Below are 13,897 nucleotides of genomic sequence, written 5' to 3' on the forward strand. Positions count from 1 at the left end.
GGTCACCTCACCATCCGCGACCGCGTTCGTCAAAGGAGTTCGAACCGGTGACGGGGCACCGCCGCGGTCAGCGGGCCCGTCCGTGCGCGTCGTGGGGGAGGTCCGCGTAGTGCCACTGGTGGTCGCGCGTCAGCCGGCACGCGGCCGCCAGGTCGCCCGACTCCAGGACCGCCAACAGCTCCGCGTGTTCCGCCACGACCTCGGACAGGTCGGGTTCGACCGCCAGCAGGGTGACCGCCGTGCGGGCCTCGATCTGCAGCGCCTCCCACGCGCCCTTCAACAGCTCGTTCCCCGCGGCGTCGATCACGTGCCGGTGGAACGACACGCTCGCCGACCCGACCGCCTGCACGTCGCCGCGCGCCGCGGCCGTGCGCATGGCCGCCACGTCCGCGTGCAGTGCCCCGAACGGCACGGTGCCCGCCGGTAGCGCCAGCCGGGTCGCCGCCTCCTCCAGTGCGGCACGCACGACGTAGCTCTCCTTGAGCGTCTGCTGGATGAAGTGCCGCACGAACGTGCCCCGGCGCGGCCTGGTCTCGACCATGCCGATCGCTTCCAGTTCGCGCAGTGCCTCGCGGACGGGGGCCTGGCTCGTGCCGTAGTCCTCCGCGATCCGCGTCTCCACCAGCCGTTCGCCTGGTTCCAGCTCGCCAGACACGATGCGGCGCACGAGCGCGTCGCGGATCTGCCTGCCCAGCGTCGCCCGGGGGAGCGGCTTCGTGTCGGTCATCGGGTCCTCAGGGGCTTGACGGGTCTCGCGGGCCAACCGTACCGTCTCACGCAGATTATCAATTATCGATAATCGGCTCGATGGGGAGGTGCTGTGCTGGCGAAGGTTCATCTGCCGTCCTCGGCGGGGGAGGCGGCCGAGCTGCTCGACCACGGGGGCTGGCTGCTCGGTGGCGGCACGCTCGTGATGCCCCGCGTCAACACCGGCGCCGTGCCGGTCGACAGCCTGATCTCCCTGCGCGGCGCCGGGCTCGACGGCCTCCACGTCACCGGTGACACCGCGGAGGTCGGGGCCGCCGTGACGCTGGCCCGGCTCGCCGACCTGACGTTCCTCCGGCCCGTGGTCCGGTCGATCGCCTCGCCGCCGGTGCGCAACCTCGCCACCGTCGGCGGCAACCTCTTCGCCGCGCAGCCGCACGGGGACCTGGCCGTGGCGCTCCTCGCGCTCGACGCCCGGCTCGACGTCCTCAGCACCGCCGGGACCCGCAGCGCCGCCGTCGGTGACCCGGTCGCGGCCAACGAGGTCGTCACCGCCGTCCGCTTCGCGCTGCCGAAGGTCTGGCGGTACCGGAAAGCCATGCGGCGGAAGCACAACTCGGCGTCGATCGTCACCGTGGCCGCCGCGCTGGAGATCGCCGACGGCCTCGTCACGCACGCCAGGATCGCGCTCGGCGGGGTCGCGCCGACGCCGGTCCGCGCCCTCGCCGCCGAACAGGCGCTCATCGGCAAGCTGCTGGACGAGGGCGCCGAGGCCGCCGCGCAGGTCGCCCACGAGGGCACCGCGCCGTTCGACGACGCCTACGCCTCCGCGTGGTACCGCGCCCGCGTCCTGCCCGTCCACGTCCGCCGCGCCCTGCTGGAGGAAGACTGATGCCCTCGAGAATCGTCACCCTCCGCGTCAACGACCGCGAGGAGGAGTTCCTGGCCCGTCCCGGCACCACGCTGCTGGGCGCGCTGCGGGACGCGCTCGGCCTCACCGCGGCGAAACGTGGCTGTGCGCAGGGCGCGTGCGGTTCCTGCACAGTGCTGGTCGACGAGAAGCCCGTGCCGTCCTGTCTGGTGCCGGTGGAGACCGTCGACGGCGCCGCCGTCCGCACGCTCGAAGGCGTCGCGCCGACCGGTGACCTCGACGAGGTGCAGCAGGCGTTCCTCGACGACTTCGCCACGCAGTGCGGGTTCTGCACCGCCGGGATGATCATGACCGCCGAGGCGCTGCTCGCCGAGAACCCCGAGCCGACGCGGGCGGAGGTGGTCGAGGCGATCAGCGGCAACGTGTGCCGCTGCACCGGCTACGAACCGATCGTCAACGCGATCCTCGACGCAGCGAGCCGCCGGAGGACCGCGTGAACTACCGCCGGAGTCCCATCGACCACGGCTACTTCGGGTCGGACCATGACGGCGACGACTTCACCGTCATCGGTTCGGTCGTGACCCGCTCGGACGCCCTCGGCCACGTCACCGGACGCACCGAGTTCTTCGAGGACGTCCGCCCCGACGGCCTGCTGCATCTGAAGATGCACAGGTCAGCTCGCCACCACGCCCGGCTCGCGGGTGTCGACTCGTCCGCCGCGCTCGCGGTGCCGGGCGTGGTGGCCGTCCTCACCGGCGCCGACATCCCGAACAACCTGTACACGCCGCTGAAGCTGATCAACGTCGAGCCCGACGACGAGCCGATCCTCGCCGTGGACAAGGTGCGGTACCTTGGCGAGCCGATCGTCGCGGTCGTCGCGGAGACCGAGGCCGCCGCGCTCGCGGGCGCCGCCGCCGTCCGCGTCGACTACGAGGACCTGCCGCCCGTGCTCGACGTGGAGGAGGCACTGGCCGAGGGCGCGCCGATCGTCAACGAGTACCACGGCAACAACTACTTCACCTACGAAGGGCACCACTGCAGGCGCGTCCGCTTCGGTGACGTGGAGAAGGGGTTCGCCGAGGCCGACCACGTCTTCGAGTGGCGCTACCAGTCCTCGCCGATCGAGCAGGCGCCGGTCGAGACCACCGGCTGCACGGTCGTGCCGCAGCCGGACGGGCGGCTGCGCATCCACTCCGACACGCAGGCCTGCTTCTTCACGCTCGACAACACCGCGCTGATCCTCGACAGCGACTTCAACAAGCTGCGGATCGTCGGCGGCACCGTCGGCGGTGGGTTCGGCGGCAAGGTCGACGTCGTGGTCGAGCCCGTGGCGTGCGTGGCCGCGATGACCACCGGGCGGCCGGTGAAGTTCGTCTACGGCCGCCACGAGGAGATGCAGGTGTCCTCGCCGCGCGCGGCCGAACGGATCTACATCCGCGACGGCGTGACGAACGACGGCCGGATCGTCGCGCGCCAGGTCACCGCCTACATCGACGCGGGCGCCTACTCGCGCCACACCCCGTACGGCACGACGAAGGCGGCCGCGCACTTCCCCGGCCCGTACACGATCCCGAACGTGCGGATCGACTGCCACTGCGTGTTCACCAACCGCACCCCGTCCAGCGCCATGCGCGGCTTCGGCGTGACCATCGCCGACTTCGCGCTGGAGTCCCAGATGGACCGGATCGCCAGGGAACTGGACATGGACCCGTTGCGACTGCGGCTGAAGAACGCCTACCGCGACGGCGACATGAAGGCGCACCGCAAGGTCGCCGAGGGCACCGCGCTGATCGAGGTGATGCAGAAGGCGGCCGAGCTGGTGGGCCACGAGCTGCCGGACGAGTACCGCCGCATGTCCTCTGTGGAGGGACGATGACGAAGCTGCGTGGCCGCGGGTACGCGGCGGTCAACTACCCGACGGGGATGAACCTCGGCGGCGACCCGTCACAGGCGCTCATCCACGCCACCACCACCGGCACGTTCGTGATCTCGCTGTCGTCGGTGGACCTCGGGCAGGGCCTGCGGACCGTCGTCGCCCAGTGCGCGGCCGAGACGCTCGGGCTGCCGTTCGAGAACGTGCTCGTCGACACCGCCGACACCGACACCGGCCCGCACTGCATGGGCACGTTCGCGAGCCGCGGCACGCACCGCGTCGGCAACGCGGTGATCATGGCCGCGACCGAGGCCCGCGCGGTCATGCTGGACGTGGCCGCCGAGGAGCTGGAGGTCGACGCGGCCGACCTGGAGACCGACGGCACCGGCTACATCCAGGTCAGGGGCGCTGAGTCGAAACGCATCCACATCACCGACCTGGCGATGGCGGCGCACTTCACGCACGGCCGCACGATCTCCGGTCGCGGCGTGTTCATGAAGGAGAAGAGCGAGGTCGTGCCGGAGACCGGGGAGATGGACCCCGACTCCTGCCAGGCACACGCGTGCACGGTCGCCGAGGTCGAGGTGGACGACGAGACCGGCGTCGTCGAGGTGCTCCGCATGTACAGCGTCTACGAGATCGGCCGCGCGCTGCACCCGGCCATGGCGACGCAGCAGGTCGAGGGCGGCGCGTGGATGGGCATGTCGCACGCGTTGTTCGAGGCCACCGAGCCGTACTACCCGGTCCGCGACCACGGCCCGGCCGACTTCAGCGAGTACCTGATGCCCGCCGCGGGTGACATCCCCGAGCAGGTCAGCGTGCTGCTGGAACGGCCGGCCCCCAACGGCCCGTACGGGGCGAAGGGCATCGGTGAGATGACTGCCAACGCCCCCATCCCGGCCATCGCCAACGCCGTCTTCGACGCGTGCGGCGTGCGGCTCGACCACATGCCGTTCACCCCCGAGCGGGTCCTGCGCGGTCTGGACGCGCTGCGTGCCGATGGATGAGGCCACGCTCGCGGCGCGGCTGCGCGAGGAGCGGTACTTCGCCGACGACGGCCTCCTCACGGCCGTCTACCTGGCGCTGACCCTCGGGCGGCCGCTGCTGCTGGAGGGCGAGCCGGGCGTCGGCAAGACCGAGGTCGCGGCCGTTCTCGCACGGGTGCTGGACCGCGAACCGGTGCGTCTCCAGTGCTACGAGGGGCTCGACGCCGGGCAGGCCCTGTACGAGTGGAACTACCCACGGCAACTGCTCGCGATGCGCGGCGGCACCGTCGACAACCCCGTCGACGACATGTACGCCGAGGAGTTCCTGCTGGCCAGGCCGCTGCTGCGGGCGCTGCGGACGCCGTCGGTGCTGCTCGTCGACGAGATCGACCGGGCGGACAGCGAGTTCGAGGCGTTCCTGCTGGAGTTCCTCGCCGACTTCCGGATCACGATCCCCGAGCTGGGCACGGTCGAGGCGGTGTCACCGCCGGTCGTCGTGCTCACCTCCAACCGCACCCGGGAGCTGCACGACGCGCTCAAGCGGCGCTGCCTGTACCACTGGATCCCGTTCCCCGAACCCGAGCGTGAGCGGGAGATCGTGCGGGCCCACGTGCCGTCGATCGAGGACGACGCCGCCGACTCGCTGGTGCGCGCGGTGTCCGGCGTCCGCCGCCTCGACCTGCTGAAACGGCCCGGTATCGCGGAGTCGGTCGAGTGGGCGCGCGGCGCGGTGACGCTGTTGGCAGACGGGAACCCGTGGCCGGTCGCGTTGCGCCGGGCGCTCGGGCTGCTGGTCAAGGACGAGGCGGACACCGCCCTCGTCCACGAGCACCTCGACGAGCTGATCGCGCCGTGAACGAGCTTGCGGGTGAACCATCGGCACCGACGGCACAGGAGCACGTCCGCGGCTTCCTGTATGACCTGCGGGAAGCGGGCTTGTCGGTGCCCGTACCCAAGCAACGGGACTTCCTGCGCGCCCTCGCTGCCCTGCCACCCCGCGACCCGGGTCACCTGTATTGGATCGCGCACGCCACGCTCACCGGTTCCGTCACCGACACCGAGGCCTTCGACCCCGTGTTCGCCCGGTGGTTCGGCGCCGGGGCCCTGGCCGTCCCCGAGGTCGAGGCGCCCGGCGAGGAGGACCGGGACGGCGGCGCGGCCGACGACGTCCCGCCCGAGAAGGCCGCCCGCGAGGGCGAGGGCACCGAAGCCGGCTGGGCCGACGTGGAGCGCCGGGCGCGGTTCGCGACCGACGACGACGCGGTGCTGGCCAGGGTGCGGGCGGCGCTCCCCGCGGCCGTGCCGAGGATCCGGTCGCGGCGCCGCGTGGCCGCCCGGCGAGGCGACCGGCTCGACGTGCGGCGCGTGCACCGGGACGCGTGGCGCACCGGCGGTGAGATCGTGCGACTGCGGTGGCGCAGGCACCCCACGCGGCAGCGGCCCGTGCTGGTGCTGATCGACGTGTCCGGGTCGATGAAGCGGTACAGCGTGGCCTACCTGCGGTTCGCGCTCGCGGTGGTGTCCTCCTGCGACCGGGCCGAGGTCTTCACGTTCGGCACGCGGCTCACCCACGTCACCCCGGCGCTGCGGGCCCGGGACGTGTCCGCCGCGCTGGCCGAGGCCGTGCGCGACGCGGACGGCGGCACCCGGATCGGCCCGTCGCTGCTGGCGTTCCTCGCCAACCCCCGGCACCTGCGGATGGCCCGCGGCGCGCTGGTCCTCGTGGCCTCCGACGGGCTGGAACGCGGCGACTGCGAGCCGTTCGTCCGCGCGGTGCGACGGCTCGCGCTGCTGTCCCACCGGCTCGTGTGGTGGTCGCCGCTGGCCCGTGACCCCGCGTACCGGCCGCTCACCAGGGGCATGGCCGCGGTGCTCGGGGACCTCGACGTCCTCGCGGGCGTCGACGACCTCCCGTCCGCGTACGAGCGGCTTCTCGAAGGAGAGAACGCATGGACATAGTCGACGCGCACCACCACGTCTGGCGCACGAAGGACATGCCGTGGCTGTCCGGGCCGATGGTGCCGCGGATCTTCGGCCCGTACGAGCCGATCAGGCGCGACTACCTGATCGACGAGTACATCGCCGACGCCACCTCGGCGGGCATCGGCCAGTCCGTGTACGTGCAGGCCAACTGGCCGCTCGACCAGGTGCTCGCCGAGGTCCGGTGGCTCGCGGAGCTGAACGAGGCGACCGGCTGGCCGACCGCGGTGGTCGGGTCAGCGGACCTGTTCCGCCCGGACGCCGTCGACGTGCTCAGGAAGCAGGCGGAGCTGCCCGTCGTGCGCGGCACCCGGCTGCAACTGCACTGGCACGAGAACGAGGAGTTCCGGTACGCGTCCGCGCCGGACCGCATGAAGGACCCGGTGCTGCGCCGCAACATCGCCGCGCTGGAGGAACTCGGCTGGGTGTTCGAGCTGCAGGTGTTCCCCGGGCAGATGGCCGACGCGGCGGACCTCGTCGCCGCGATCCCGGACGTGACGTTCGTGCTCGTGCACGCGGGCATGCTCACCGACCGCGCCGACGAGACCGTGCGGGAGTGGCGCGACGGCATGGCCCGGTTGGCGCAGCTGCCGAACGTCGTCGTGAAGCTGACCGGGCAGGGCACGTTCACCCGGTCACTGGACCCGGACCTCGTCGCGTTCGTGGCCGCCGAGACGCTCGGCTGGTTCGGCGCGGACCGCGCGATGTTCGGCACGAACTTCCCCGTCGAGAAGCTGTGGACGTCGATGCCCCCGCTCGTCGCCGCGTGGCGCGACGCGCTGGCCCACCTGCCCGCGGCCGACCAGGCCGCGATCTTCGCCGGGACCGCCCGGCGGGTGTACGCACTGTAGAAGGAGAAACCGGTGGCTCTGTTCCTGCTGACCTACGGCTACAACGAGACGGACCTGCGTGCCCAGCGTCGCGACGATCACGTTGCCTACCTGAACGAGTTGCACGCCGACGGCGCGCTCGTGGCCGCCGGTCCGTACGAGGACGGCTCGGGCGGCGCGATCCTGCTGAACGCGGAAGACGTTGCGGCAGCGGAAAAACTCGTCGCGGACGACCCGTACACGCGACTGGACGTGACCAGGAACCGTTACCTGCGCCCGTGGAAGGTCGTGGTCGGCGGGATCTGACCGTTCCCGGGAACCGAAGACGGCGCACGTTCGTAGTACCAGTAGAACGGACTGCGAAAGGACGGTGAGCGCACGTGTCGGCCCTGGACACCCGTGACGAGTTGGTGCCGCTGCACACTGACTTCGACGTGGTGTGGCGTGGATGTGATCGTCGCCAGGTGGCGGCCTATGTCGAACGCGTCGAGGAGGAACTGCGGCTCCTCGCGGTCGACCGGGACGCCGCCACCCGGCGAGCCGACGCGCTGGCAGCGCGACTCGAGGCCGCCCGCGCGGAAATCCAGGCACTGACCGAGAAACTCGACCGTGCCGCCCGCAACCCGGCCGACCCGGCGGCGCTCACCGATCGCCTGCGGCGCATGGTGGAACTCGCGCACGCCGAGGCCGACGAGATCGTCACCCGCGCCCGCGCGACCGCGGAACAGACCCGCATGAGCGCCGAGGAGGCCGCGGCCCGCCTGCACCGGCGCGTCGAGTACCTGGTCGAGCAGGCGGACCGGCGGCGCCGCGAACTGGACACCGAACACCGCGACCTCGTGACCCGGCTCGAACAGCAGGCGCGGGACGCGGAACGGCGTCGCCGCGAGCTGGACGAGCAGGCCGCGTCGCTGCGGGAACAGATCCAGACCGACTTCGAGCTGGCCATGAAGGCCCGCCGCGAGGAGGAGATGCGCGCGCTGGCCGAGCAGCGGGCGACGGCGACCGCCGAGGCGGAACGGCTGGTGCGGGAGGCCACGGAGCAGGTGCGGCGGTTGCGTGCTCAACGCGACCGGATCGCGGAGCGGCTCCGGGCGGCCGGGGAGACGCTGGCGCAGGCGGGCCCGTTACTGGCCCCACTACCCGAGGAGCACGAAAAAGCACGGGCGGCATAGCCCCGCCCCCCGGCCCCGCGCGGTCGGGCTACTCCTCGTCGCGCACCACGTGGATCGCGGCTTCCTCGGATGAGGCCGCCGCGCCGTCGATGCCGACGTCCCGGGCGTACAGGTACGAGTCGATGTCCGGGTCGACGCCCTCGTCGTCGGCGACCAGCCGGCCGGACCGTTCGACGCCGACCTCGTCGTCGTAGGGTTCACCGTCGGTGTCCGTGGTGTCGCCGATGCCGTCGCCGTCGTCGCCCGCCACCTCCGGCAGCTCGCGGGACAGCCGAGCCTCCAGGGCCTCGTGCTCCGTGGAGAACCCGGACGGCTTCTCTGCGGGGGAGTACCCCTCGTCGAGCACGTCGTTCACGCCACGGTCGATGAGTGTGTCCGCCGGCTCCAGCAGGTCGGACTCGGTGTCGATGTCGTCTCTCATCGGTTCCTCCTCGTATGCCCATCGTCGCGCACGCCCGCCGTTTGTCCACACCGGGATCCGGGTACGGCCACCGGCGGGAAGGAGGTTCCGATGCGACGAGAAAGCGACCAGCACTCTCCCCGGCAGGACGACGAGCTGAAGTCCGAGGTCGAGGGCATGCTGAAGGGCCGTGGCCCCACGCACGCCGAGGAGTGGACCGACCCGGAGCCACCGGCCGACGACGACCCGGACGTGCCGCCGTTCCAGGGCGGTCAGCCGAGCTGACTGTCGACGTAGCACCACCGCCACGTCTCACCGGGCTCGAAGCTGCGCATCACCGGGTGCCGCGTGTCGTGGAAGTGCTCGGCCGCGTGCTTGCGCGGTGACGAGTCGCAGCACGCGACGTTCCCGCACTTCACGCACATCCGCAGGTGCACCCACGTGGTGCCCTCTGCCACGCACGCGGTGCAGACGTCGGTGGCGCTCGGGCGCACCTCCCGCCACGGGTGGGCGAGGTGCTTGCACGAGCCCGCGGTCGCGGCCGGGGTGGCCAGCTCGCGGTCGGACTCCACCCGCGCGTCGTCCTCGCGGTCCAGCATCGACTCCTCGATGTCGAGCCGCTCCAGGATGCGCCGGAGCACCACGTCGTCGGCTTGGCCGCTGTCGCGGGCCTTCAACGCCTGCTCGCGCTCGGTGTTCAGCAGCTCGACCCGCAGCCTGCGGTAGGCGTCGCTGGGGGTCTCGACCAGCGTGCTCTGCCTGCCGAGCTGCTCCCACGCCGAGTCGGTGCGGTCACGCAACCGCGCCCGCAGCCGTTCGATGACCTCCGGCGGGTCGTCCGGCGTCCGGATCTCCTCCAGCCGTTCGAGGGCGGCCTTGCCCATGTCGTTGAGGACGGCCGCCTCCTGCAGCGCGTCCTCCGCCGGGTCGGGCGGGGTGAGCCGCAGCCGGCGGACCAGGGCTGGCAGCGTCATGCCCTGGAACACGAGCGTGCCCGCCACCACCACGAACGCCGCCAGCACGAGCACCGCGCGCTCGGGTGTGTCGGCGGGCAGGATGAACGCCGCGGCCAGCGTCACCACGCCGCGCATCCCGGCCCACGCGATCACCGCGGAGTACCCCCACGGCCACACGTGCCCGTGCTTGCCCCGGACCTTCCGCAGGACGCGTTTCACGGTGCCGATGCCGAGCAGCCACAGCACGCGGGTGAGGATCGTCGCGCCGAGCACGGCCGCGCAGATGCCCGCGATGGTGCCGCCCGACAGGCCGCTGTCGGCGACCTCCTCGCCGATCTGCCGCAGCTGCAGCCCGATCAGCAGGAAGACGGTGTTCTCCAGCAGGAACTGGATGGTCTGCCAGTTGAGCTTGCTGGACAGGCGGGCCTGTCCGGACAGGATGGTCGGCGACTTGTGCCCGAGAATGATGCCGCTCACCACGACCGCGAGCACTCCGGACCCGTGCACGACCTCGGCCAGCAGGTAGGCGATGAACGGGACCGCGAACGACAGCACGGTGTCGGTCTCGAGGTCCTGCAGCCGGTTGCGCAGGTACGACGCCGCGATCCCGACCAGCAGACCGGCGACCCCGCCGCCGACCGCGGCGATCGCGAAGTCGAGGCCGACCTGCCACAGCGTGACCGACCCGGCGATGGCCGCGATCGCGGTGCGCAGCGCGACCAGCGCCGCCGCGTCGTTGAACAGGCTTTCGCCCTCGAGCAGCCGGACCAGCTTGCGCGGCATGCCGACCCGGCGCGCCACCGCGCTGGCCGCGACCGCGTCCGGCGGTGCCACGACCGCGCCGAGCGCGATGCCCGCCGCCAGCGGCAGCCCGGGCACCACGGCCCACGCGACCAGCCCGACGCCCAGCGCCGTGAAGACCACGAGCCCGACGGACAGCAGCGCGATCGGGCCGCGCAGCCGCCGGTAGTCGAGCAGCGAGGTCTGGATGGCCGCCGAGTACAGCAGCGGCGGCAGCAGGCCGACCAGCACCAGTTCGGCCGACAGGTGGTATTCGGGAACGCCGGGGATGTAGGACGCGACCACGCCCACGCCGATGAGGCACAGGGGCGCCGACCAGTCCAGCCTGCGCGCGATGGTCGTGACGACGAGAACCGCCACGACGAGCGCCACTATCTCTGCCGCGATGTGCACGCGACAATCATCGCCCGGCGCTCCCTCGGGCGATCGATGTGCTCCCGGTCAGCGTCCGAAGAGGCCCACGAGGGTTCCCGTCGCCGCCGCGTGGTGGTCGAGCGCGGCACGCAGGTCGGCGGCGGGCAGGTCGACCGGCACGCGCTCGGCGTGGTCGAACGCGTAGACCCGGAACACGTACCGGTGCGGGTCGTCGCCGACCGGCGGCCGCGGACCGCCCCAGCCCTGTTCGCCGAAGCCGTTGGTCTCCTGTGCCCCGGTCGGCGGTGGTTCGCCCTCGTCGGCCGAGGTCACGTCCGGCTGGATGCCGGTGACGAGCCAGTGCACGAACGGGCCGCCGGGCGCGTCCGGGTCCTCGCACAGCAGTGCCAGCTCGGTCATGCCCTCCGGGACCCCGTCCCACCGCAGTGGTGGCGAGACGTTGCCCTGCTCGTGCGCGAACCGCTCGGGCATCAGCTCGTGGTCGGTGAACGCGCTGCTCCGCACGGTGATCACGTCCTGCGCACCGGCTCTGTCACCGCGGCTTCCCGGATCCGGCATCGGACACCCTCCTTCCCAGGTTGACGGCTTACCGGCTACCCGGGACGACGAGGGGTGACACCCGGTTTAGCCGCGCGTGTGCCGGGTAGGCCGGTCGCATGGCACGTCGGCAGGAGATGGGCGAGACCACGACGCCGCTCGGCAGGCCCGAGCCGGGCAGGCTCGCGTCGGCGGGCGCCGGGATGGTGTTCCTGCTGGTCGGCGTGCTCGGCTTCATGCCGGGGGTGACCACCGACGGGCTGGCCTTCGCGGGCCACGAGTCGACCGCCGAGTTGTTCGGTGTTTTCCAGGTGTCCGTTCTGCACAACCTGGTGCACATCGCGTTCGGCGTGGCCGGGCTGGTGCTCGCGACCACCGCGCGCGGCGCCCGGGTCTTCCTGGTCGGCGGTGGGCTGGTCTATCTGGCGCTGTTCGCGTACGGACTGGTAGTGGACGGTGACGCGGACGTCGTGCCGGTCAACGCCGCCGACAACTGGCTGCACCTGTTCCTGGGGGTGGGCCTGCTGGCGCTGGCCTTCCTGGTCGGGACGCCGCGCAGGCCCACCAACACACCGATCCACGCGCCGTGACCGTCAGGCGCTGTAGCCCTTCGGCGGGATCAGCGTCGCGAGCTGGTCGAACGTGAGCCAGTAGATCTGGTTGCCGCTGAACGAGGCCGGGTCGGCGATCAACACGGTCATGTTCGCGTCGTTGTAGCCGATGATCGTGAAGTAGTGGTAGATCGTCTGGTCGGGCGGGTAGCCGGGCGGCTGGTTGCCGGGCGGGGCGACGATGTTCGCGACGATCGCGTAGCCGTTGTCGATGTCCAGCACGATGTCGCGCCACAGCAGGTCGCGCTGTGCCTGGGTGGGCGGGTCGTTCGGCATCTCCTTCGTCTCGTACCAGCCGACGTAACCCGACAGCACGCGGGTGACCTGGCCGATCCAGTCCGTGCCGCCGGTGTGCGTGCCCAGCTCGGCGGCGAGGTCGGCCTGGCTGCGGTACACGCCGCGCGCGGACAGCGCGATCCTGGTGGCGGCCGGGCCGCACCAGTAGCCGGTCTCCTGGACCTGGTAGTCGACCTGCAGCACGTGCTCGCCCTTGACGTGCACGTCGGCGGCGGCGACCGGTGCGGTGAACACGGTGGCCACGAGTGCCGCCGTGACGAGTGCGATCCTGCGCATGGGGATCTCCTTCGACAGGCAGGGTCGGTCGATCTGTGAACAATCAACCAACTGTCTGGGATTTCCGTTGCTCACCGATCGTGACAGCGTGATGCGATCATTGCCAACACCTGTCCACTGGCTCACCTGCGACATAGCGCAACTGAGTCACGCCGGAGGTGCCCGTGTTCGACGTGCTCGATCCCGACCGCGACCAGGGCCGCGTGTACCGTGCGCTCGCCGCCCAGCATCCGTCCGATGTGGACAGACTGGCGGTGGTGGCCGGGCTGTCCGCCGCGGACACCGTGCGGGTGCTGGGGGAGCTGGCCGACCTCGGCGCGGCCGCGCGCACGGACGACGGGTGGGTGGCGAGACCGCCGGTGCGGGTGATGTCGGAGGTGCTGCGCGCGGAGGAGGCTCGCAGGACCGCGCTGTGGCGCGCTGGTGCCGAGCTGGACGAGCTGTACCAGGCGGCACGGCCGGCCGCCGGCCGCACCGCCGACGTCGAACCGGTCACCGACCTCGCGGAGCTGTTCGCGCTCACCGAACGCGTGCAGGAGCGGGCGCGGGAACGGATCCGCTGGCTCGACCGCCCGCCTTACCACAGCACGCCCGACCGGTTCGCGGCGCAGGAGTCGTTGCAGGCCAGGCGGATGGCGGACGGCATCGCCTACCTGACCCTGTACCACCAGGAGGTGTATGACGACACGAACCTGTTCGCGAGCATGACCCGCATGATCGAGGCCGGGGAGGACGCCCGCGTGCTCGCCGACCTCCCGGTGAAGCTCCTCATCGCCGACGACCACACCGGTTTGCTGGTGCCGGAACCGGCGCGCTCGGGCGTGGCGGGCTCACTGCTCGTGCACACGTCCGGTCTGCTGAACGCGCTGTGCGGCCTGTTCGAGACACTGTGGACACTCGGCGTACCGGTGACCGCGGCCGAGCCGTCGGTGCGGCTCTCCGAACGGGACCGCACCATCATCACGCTCATGGCCGCCGGGCTGACCGACGAGGCGATCGCCCGGCGGCTGCGACTGTCCCGCCGAACGGTGGTCCGCCGCATCACCGCCCTGCTCGACCGGCTGGGCGCCACCACCCGCTTCCAGGCCGGCGTACAAGCCGCCAACCGCAACTGGCTGTAAACCCGCGAGTCGGGGGGGGGGGGGGGGGGGGCGATTGTTTGGTGTGTGGGGTGGGGGAGGGAGGGACACCGCACCGCATCGAGAGGGCGGGGGCGGCGCGGCG

Annotated in this window: 17 protein-coding genes; 12 read left to right on the forward strand and 5 right to left on the reverse strand. The window is 71.8% G+C overall.

The window, feature by feature from the left end; translation table 11 throughout:
• Positions 1–67: 67 nt before the first annotated feature.
• Positions 68–727 carry a GntR family transcriptional regulator gene (locus ACIBVP_RS19820; RefSeq protein ID WP_396107622.1) on the reverse strand — a complete coding sequence of 220 codons (660 nt, stop codon included), beginning with the start codon at positions 725–727 and terminating at the stop codon, positions 68–70.
• 93 nt (positions 728–820) lie between these two features.
• Here ACIBVP_RS19820 and ACIBVP_RS19825 point away from each other — a divergent pair, with 93 nt between their 5' ends.
• The 9 genes from ACIBVP_RS19825 (at position 821) to ACIBVP_RS19865 (ending at position 8,420) form a co-directional block, all read left to right on the forward strand.
• Positions 821–1,597: an FAD binding domain-containing protein gene (locus ACIBVP_RS19825; RefSeq protein ID WP_396107623.1), complete on the forward strand. Its 777-nt coding sequence runs from the start codon at positions 821–823 to the stop codon at positions 1,595–1,597.
• A complete protein-coding gene (locus ACIBVP_RS19830; RefSeq protein WP_396107624.1) occupies positions 1,597–2,073 on the forward strand; it encodes a (2Fe-2S)-binding protein in 477 nt (158 codons plus the stop codon). Before ACIBVP_RS19825 ends, ACIBVP_RS19830 begins: the two co-directional genes overlap by 1 nt.
• Positions 2,070–3,452 carry a xanthine dehydrogenase family protein molybdopterin-binding subunit gene (locus ACIBVP_RS19835; RefSeq protein ID WP_396107625.1) on the forward strand — a complete coding sequence of 461 codons (1,383 nt, stop codon included), beginning with the start codon at positions 2,070–2,072 and terminating at the stop codon, positions 3,450–3,452. The genes ACIBVP_RS19830 and ACIBVP_RS19835 overlap by 4 nt, the downstream gene beginning before the upstream one ends.
• Positions 3,449–4,456, forward strand: coding sequence for a xanthine dehydrogenase family protein molybdopterin-binding subunit (locus tag ACIBVP_RS19840; RefSeq protein ID WP_396107626.1), 1,008 nt, complete (start codon positions 3,449–3,451; stop codon positions 4,454–4,456). The genes ACIBVP_RS19835 and ACIBVP_RS19840 overlap by 4 nt, the downstream gene beginning before the upstream one ends.
• Positions 4,449–5,291: an AAA family ATPase gene (locus tag ACIBVP_RS19845; RefSeq protein WP_396107739.1), complete on the forward strand. Its 843-nt coding sequence runs from the start codon at positions 4,449–4,451 to the stop codon at positions 5,289–5,291. The genes ACIBVP_RS19840 and ACIBVP_RS19845 overlap by 8 nt, the downstream gene beginning before the upstream one ends.
• The gene (locus ACIBVP_RS19850) at positions 5,288–6,394 is read left to right on the forward strand and encodes a VWA domain-containing protein (protein ID WP_396107627.1); all 1,107 of its coding nucleotides are present in this window, start codon (positions 5,288–5,290) and stop codon (positions 6,392–6,394) included. The genes ACIBVP_RS19845 and ACIBVP_RS19850 overlap by 4 nt, the downstream gene beginning before the upstream one ends.
• A complete protein-coding gene (locus ACIBVP_RS19855) occupies positions 6,385–7,266 on the forward strand; it encodes an amidohydrolase family protein (RefSeq protein ID WP_396107628.1) in 882 nt (293 codons plus the stop codon). The genes ACIBVP_RS19850 and ACIBVP_RS19855 overlap by 10 nt, the downstream gene beginning before the upstream one ends.
• A gap of 12 nt (positions 7,267–7,278) precedes the next feature.
• Positions 7,279–7,551, forward strand: a complete 273-nt coding sequence (locus ACIBVP_RS19860) for a YciI family protein (protein ID WP_396107629.1) — start codon at positions 7,279–7,281, stop codon at positions 7,549–7,551.
• A gap of 74 nt (positions 7,552–7,625) precedes the next feature.
• Entirely contained in the window at positions 7,626–8,420 is a 795-nt protein-coding gene (locus tag ACIBVP_RS19865) for a cellulose-binding protein (protein ID WP_396107630.1), read from the forward strand.
• Between the two features lie 28 nt (positions 8,421–8,448).
• Here ACIBVP_RS19865 and ACIBVP_RS19870 read toward each other — a convergent pair whose 3' ends face one another.
• Positions 8,449–8,841: a DUF5709 domain-containing protein gene (locus ACIBVP_RS19870; RefSeq protein WP_396107631.1), complete on the reverse strand. Its 393-nt coding sequence runs from the start codon at positions 8,839–8,841 to the stop codon at positions 8,449–8,451.
• A gap of 90 nt (positions 8,842–8,931) precedes the next feature.
• Between ACIBVP_RS19870 and ACIBVP_RS19875 the strand changes: the two genes are divergently transcribed.
• Complete coding sequence (locus ACIBVP_RS19875; protein ID WP_396107632.1) at positions 8,932–9,105, forward strand: hypothetical protein; 174 nt, start codon at positions 8,932–8,934, stop codon at positions 9,103–9,105.
• On the opposite strand, the gene ACIBVP_RS19880 is transcribed toward ACIBVP_RS19875, so the two are convergent.
• On the reverse strand, positions 9,093–10,970 hold the full coding sequence (locus tag ACIBVP_RS19880) for a Na+/H+ antiporter (RefSeq protein ID WP_396107633.1): 1,878 nt from the start codon (positions 10,968–10,970) through the stop codon (positions 9,093–9,095). The two genes, ACIBVP_RS19875 and ACIBVP_RS19880, sit on opposite strands and share 13 nt — an antisense overlap.
• Before the next feature lie 48 nt (positions 10,971–11,018).
• Positions 11,019–11,510: a YbhB/YbcL family Raf kinase inhibitor-like protein gene (locus tag ACIBVP_RS19885; RefSeq protein ID WP_396107634.1), complete on the reverse strand. Its 492-nt coding sequence runs from the start codon at positions 11,508–11,510 to the stop codon at positions 11,019–11,021.
• Positions 11,511–11,608: 98 nt separating this feature from the next.
• Here ACIBVP_RS19885 and ACIBVP_RS19890 point away from each other — a divergent pair, with 98 nt between their 5' ends.
• A complete protein-coding gene (locus ACIBVP_RS19890) occupies positions 11,609–12,079 on the forward strand; it encodes a DUF4383 domain-containing protein (RefSeq protein WP_396107635.1) in 471 nt (156 codons plus the stop codon).
• A gap of 3 nt (positions 12,080–12,082) precedes the next feature.
• On the opposite strand, the gene ACIBVP_RS19895 is transcribed toward ACIBVP_RS19890, so the two are convergent.
• Positions 12,083–12,673, reverse strand: coding sequence for a C39 family peptidase (locus ACIBVP_RS19895; RefSeq protein WP_396107636.1), 591 nt, complete (start codon positions 12,671–12,673; stop codon positions 12,083–12,085).
• A gap of 164 nt (positions 12,674–12,837) precedes the next feature.
• On the opposite strand from ACIBVP_RS19895, the gene ACIBVP_RS19900 reads away from it, so the two are divergent.
• The gene (locus tag ACIBVP_RS19900) at positions 12,838–13,794 is read left to right on the forward strand and encodes a LuxR C-terminal-related transcriptional regulator (RefSeq protein ID WP_396107637.1); all 957 of its coding nucleotides are present in this window, start codon (positions 12,838–12,840) and stop codon (positions 13,792–13,794) included.
• Positions 13,795–13,897 lie beyond the last annotated feature (103 nt).

It is taken from the genome of Actinophytocola sp. NPDC049390 (assembly GCF_044466355.1).
In the GTDB taxonomy this organism is placed as follows: Bacteria; Actinomycetota; Actinomycetes; order Mycobacteriales; family Pseudonocardiaceae; genus Actinophytocola.

What these genes read in the sequence shown, in the direction of transcription:
- ACIBVP_RS19820 (WP_396107622.1), bottom strand. Translation starts at nt 727, where the DNA reads ATGACCGACACGAAGCCGCTCCCCCGGGCGACGCTGGGCAGGCAGATC.
- ACIBVP_RS19830 (WP_396107624.1), top strand. Translation starts at nt 1,597, where the DNA reads ATGCCCTCGAGAATCGTCACCCTCCGCGTCAACGACCGCGAGGAGGAG.
- ACIBVP_RS19840 (WP_396107626.1), top strand. Translation starts at nt 3,449, where the DNA reads ATGACGAAGCTGCGTGGCCGCGGGTACGCGGCGGTCAACTACCCGACG.
- ACIBVP_RS19845 (WP_396107739.1), top strand. Translation starts at nt 4,449, where the DNA reads ATGGATGAGGCCACGCTCGCGGCGCGGCTGCGCGAGGAGCGGTACTTC.
- ACIBVP_RS19855 (WP_396107628.1), top strand. Translation starts at nt 6,385, where the DNA reads ATGGACATAGTCGACGCGCACCACCACGTCTGGCGCACGAAGGACATG.
- ACIBVP_RS19870 (WP_396107631.1), bottom strand. Translation starts at nt 8,841, where the DNA reads ATGAGAGACGACATCGACACCGAGTCCGACCTGCTGGAGCCGGCGGAC.
- ACIBVP_RS19875 (WP_396107632.1), top strand. Translation starts at nt 8,932, where the DNA reads ATGCGACGAGAAAGCGACCAGCACTCTCCCCGGCAGGACGACGAGCTG.
- ACIBVP_RS19885 (WP_396107634.1), bottom strand. Translation starts at nt 11,510, where the DNA reads ATGCCGGATCCGGGAAGCCGCGGTGACAGAGCCGGTGCGCAGGACGTG.
- ACIBVP_RS19890 (WP_396107635.1), top strand. Translation starts at nt 11,609, where the DNA reads ATGGCACGTCGGCAGGAGATGGGCGAGACCACGACGCCGCTCGGCAGG.
- ACIBVP_RS19895 (WP_396107636.1), bottom strand. Translation starts at nt 12,673, where the DNA reads ATGCGCAGGATCGCACTCGTCACGGCGGCACTCGTGGCCACCGTGTTC.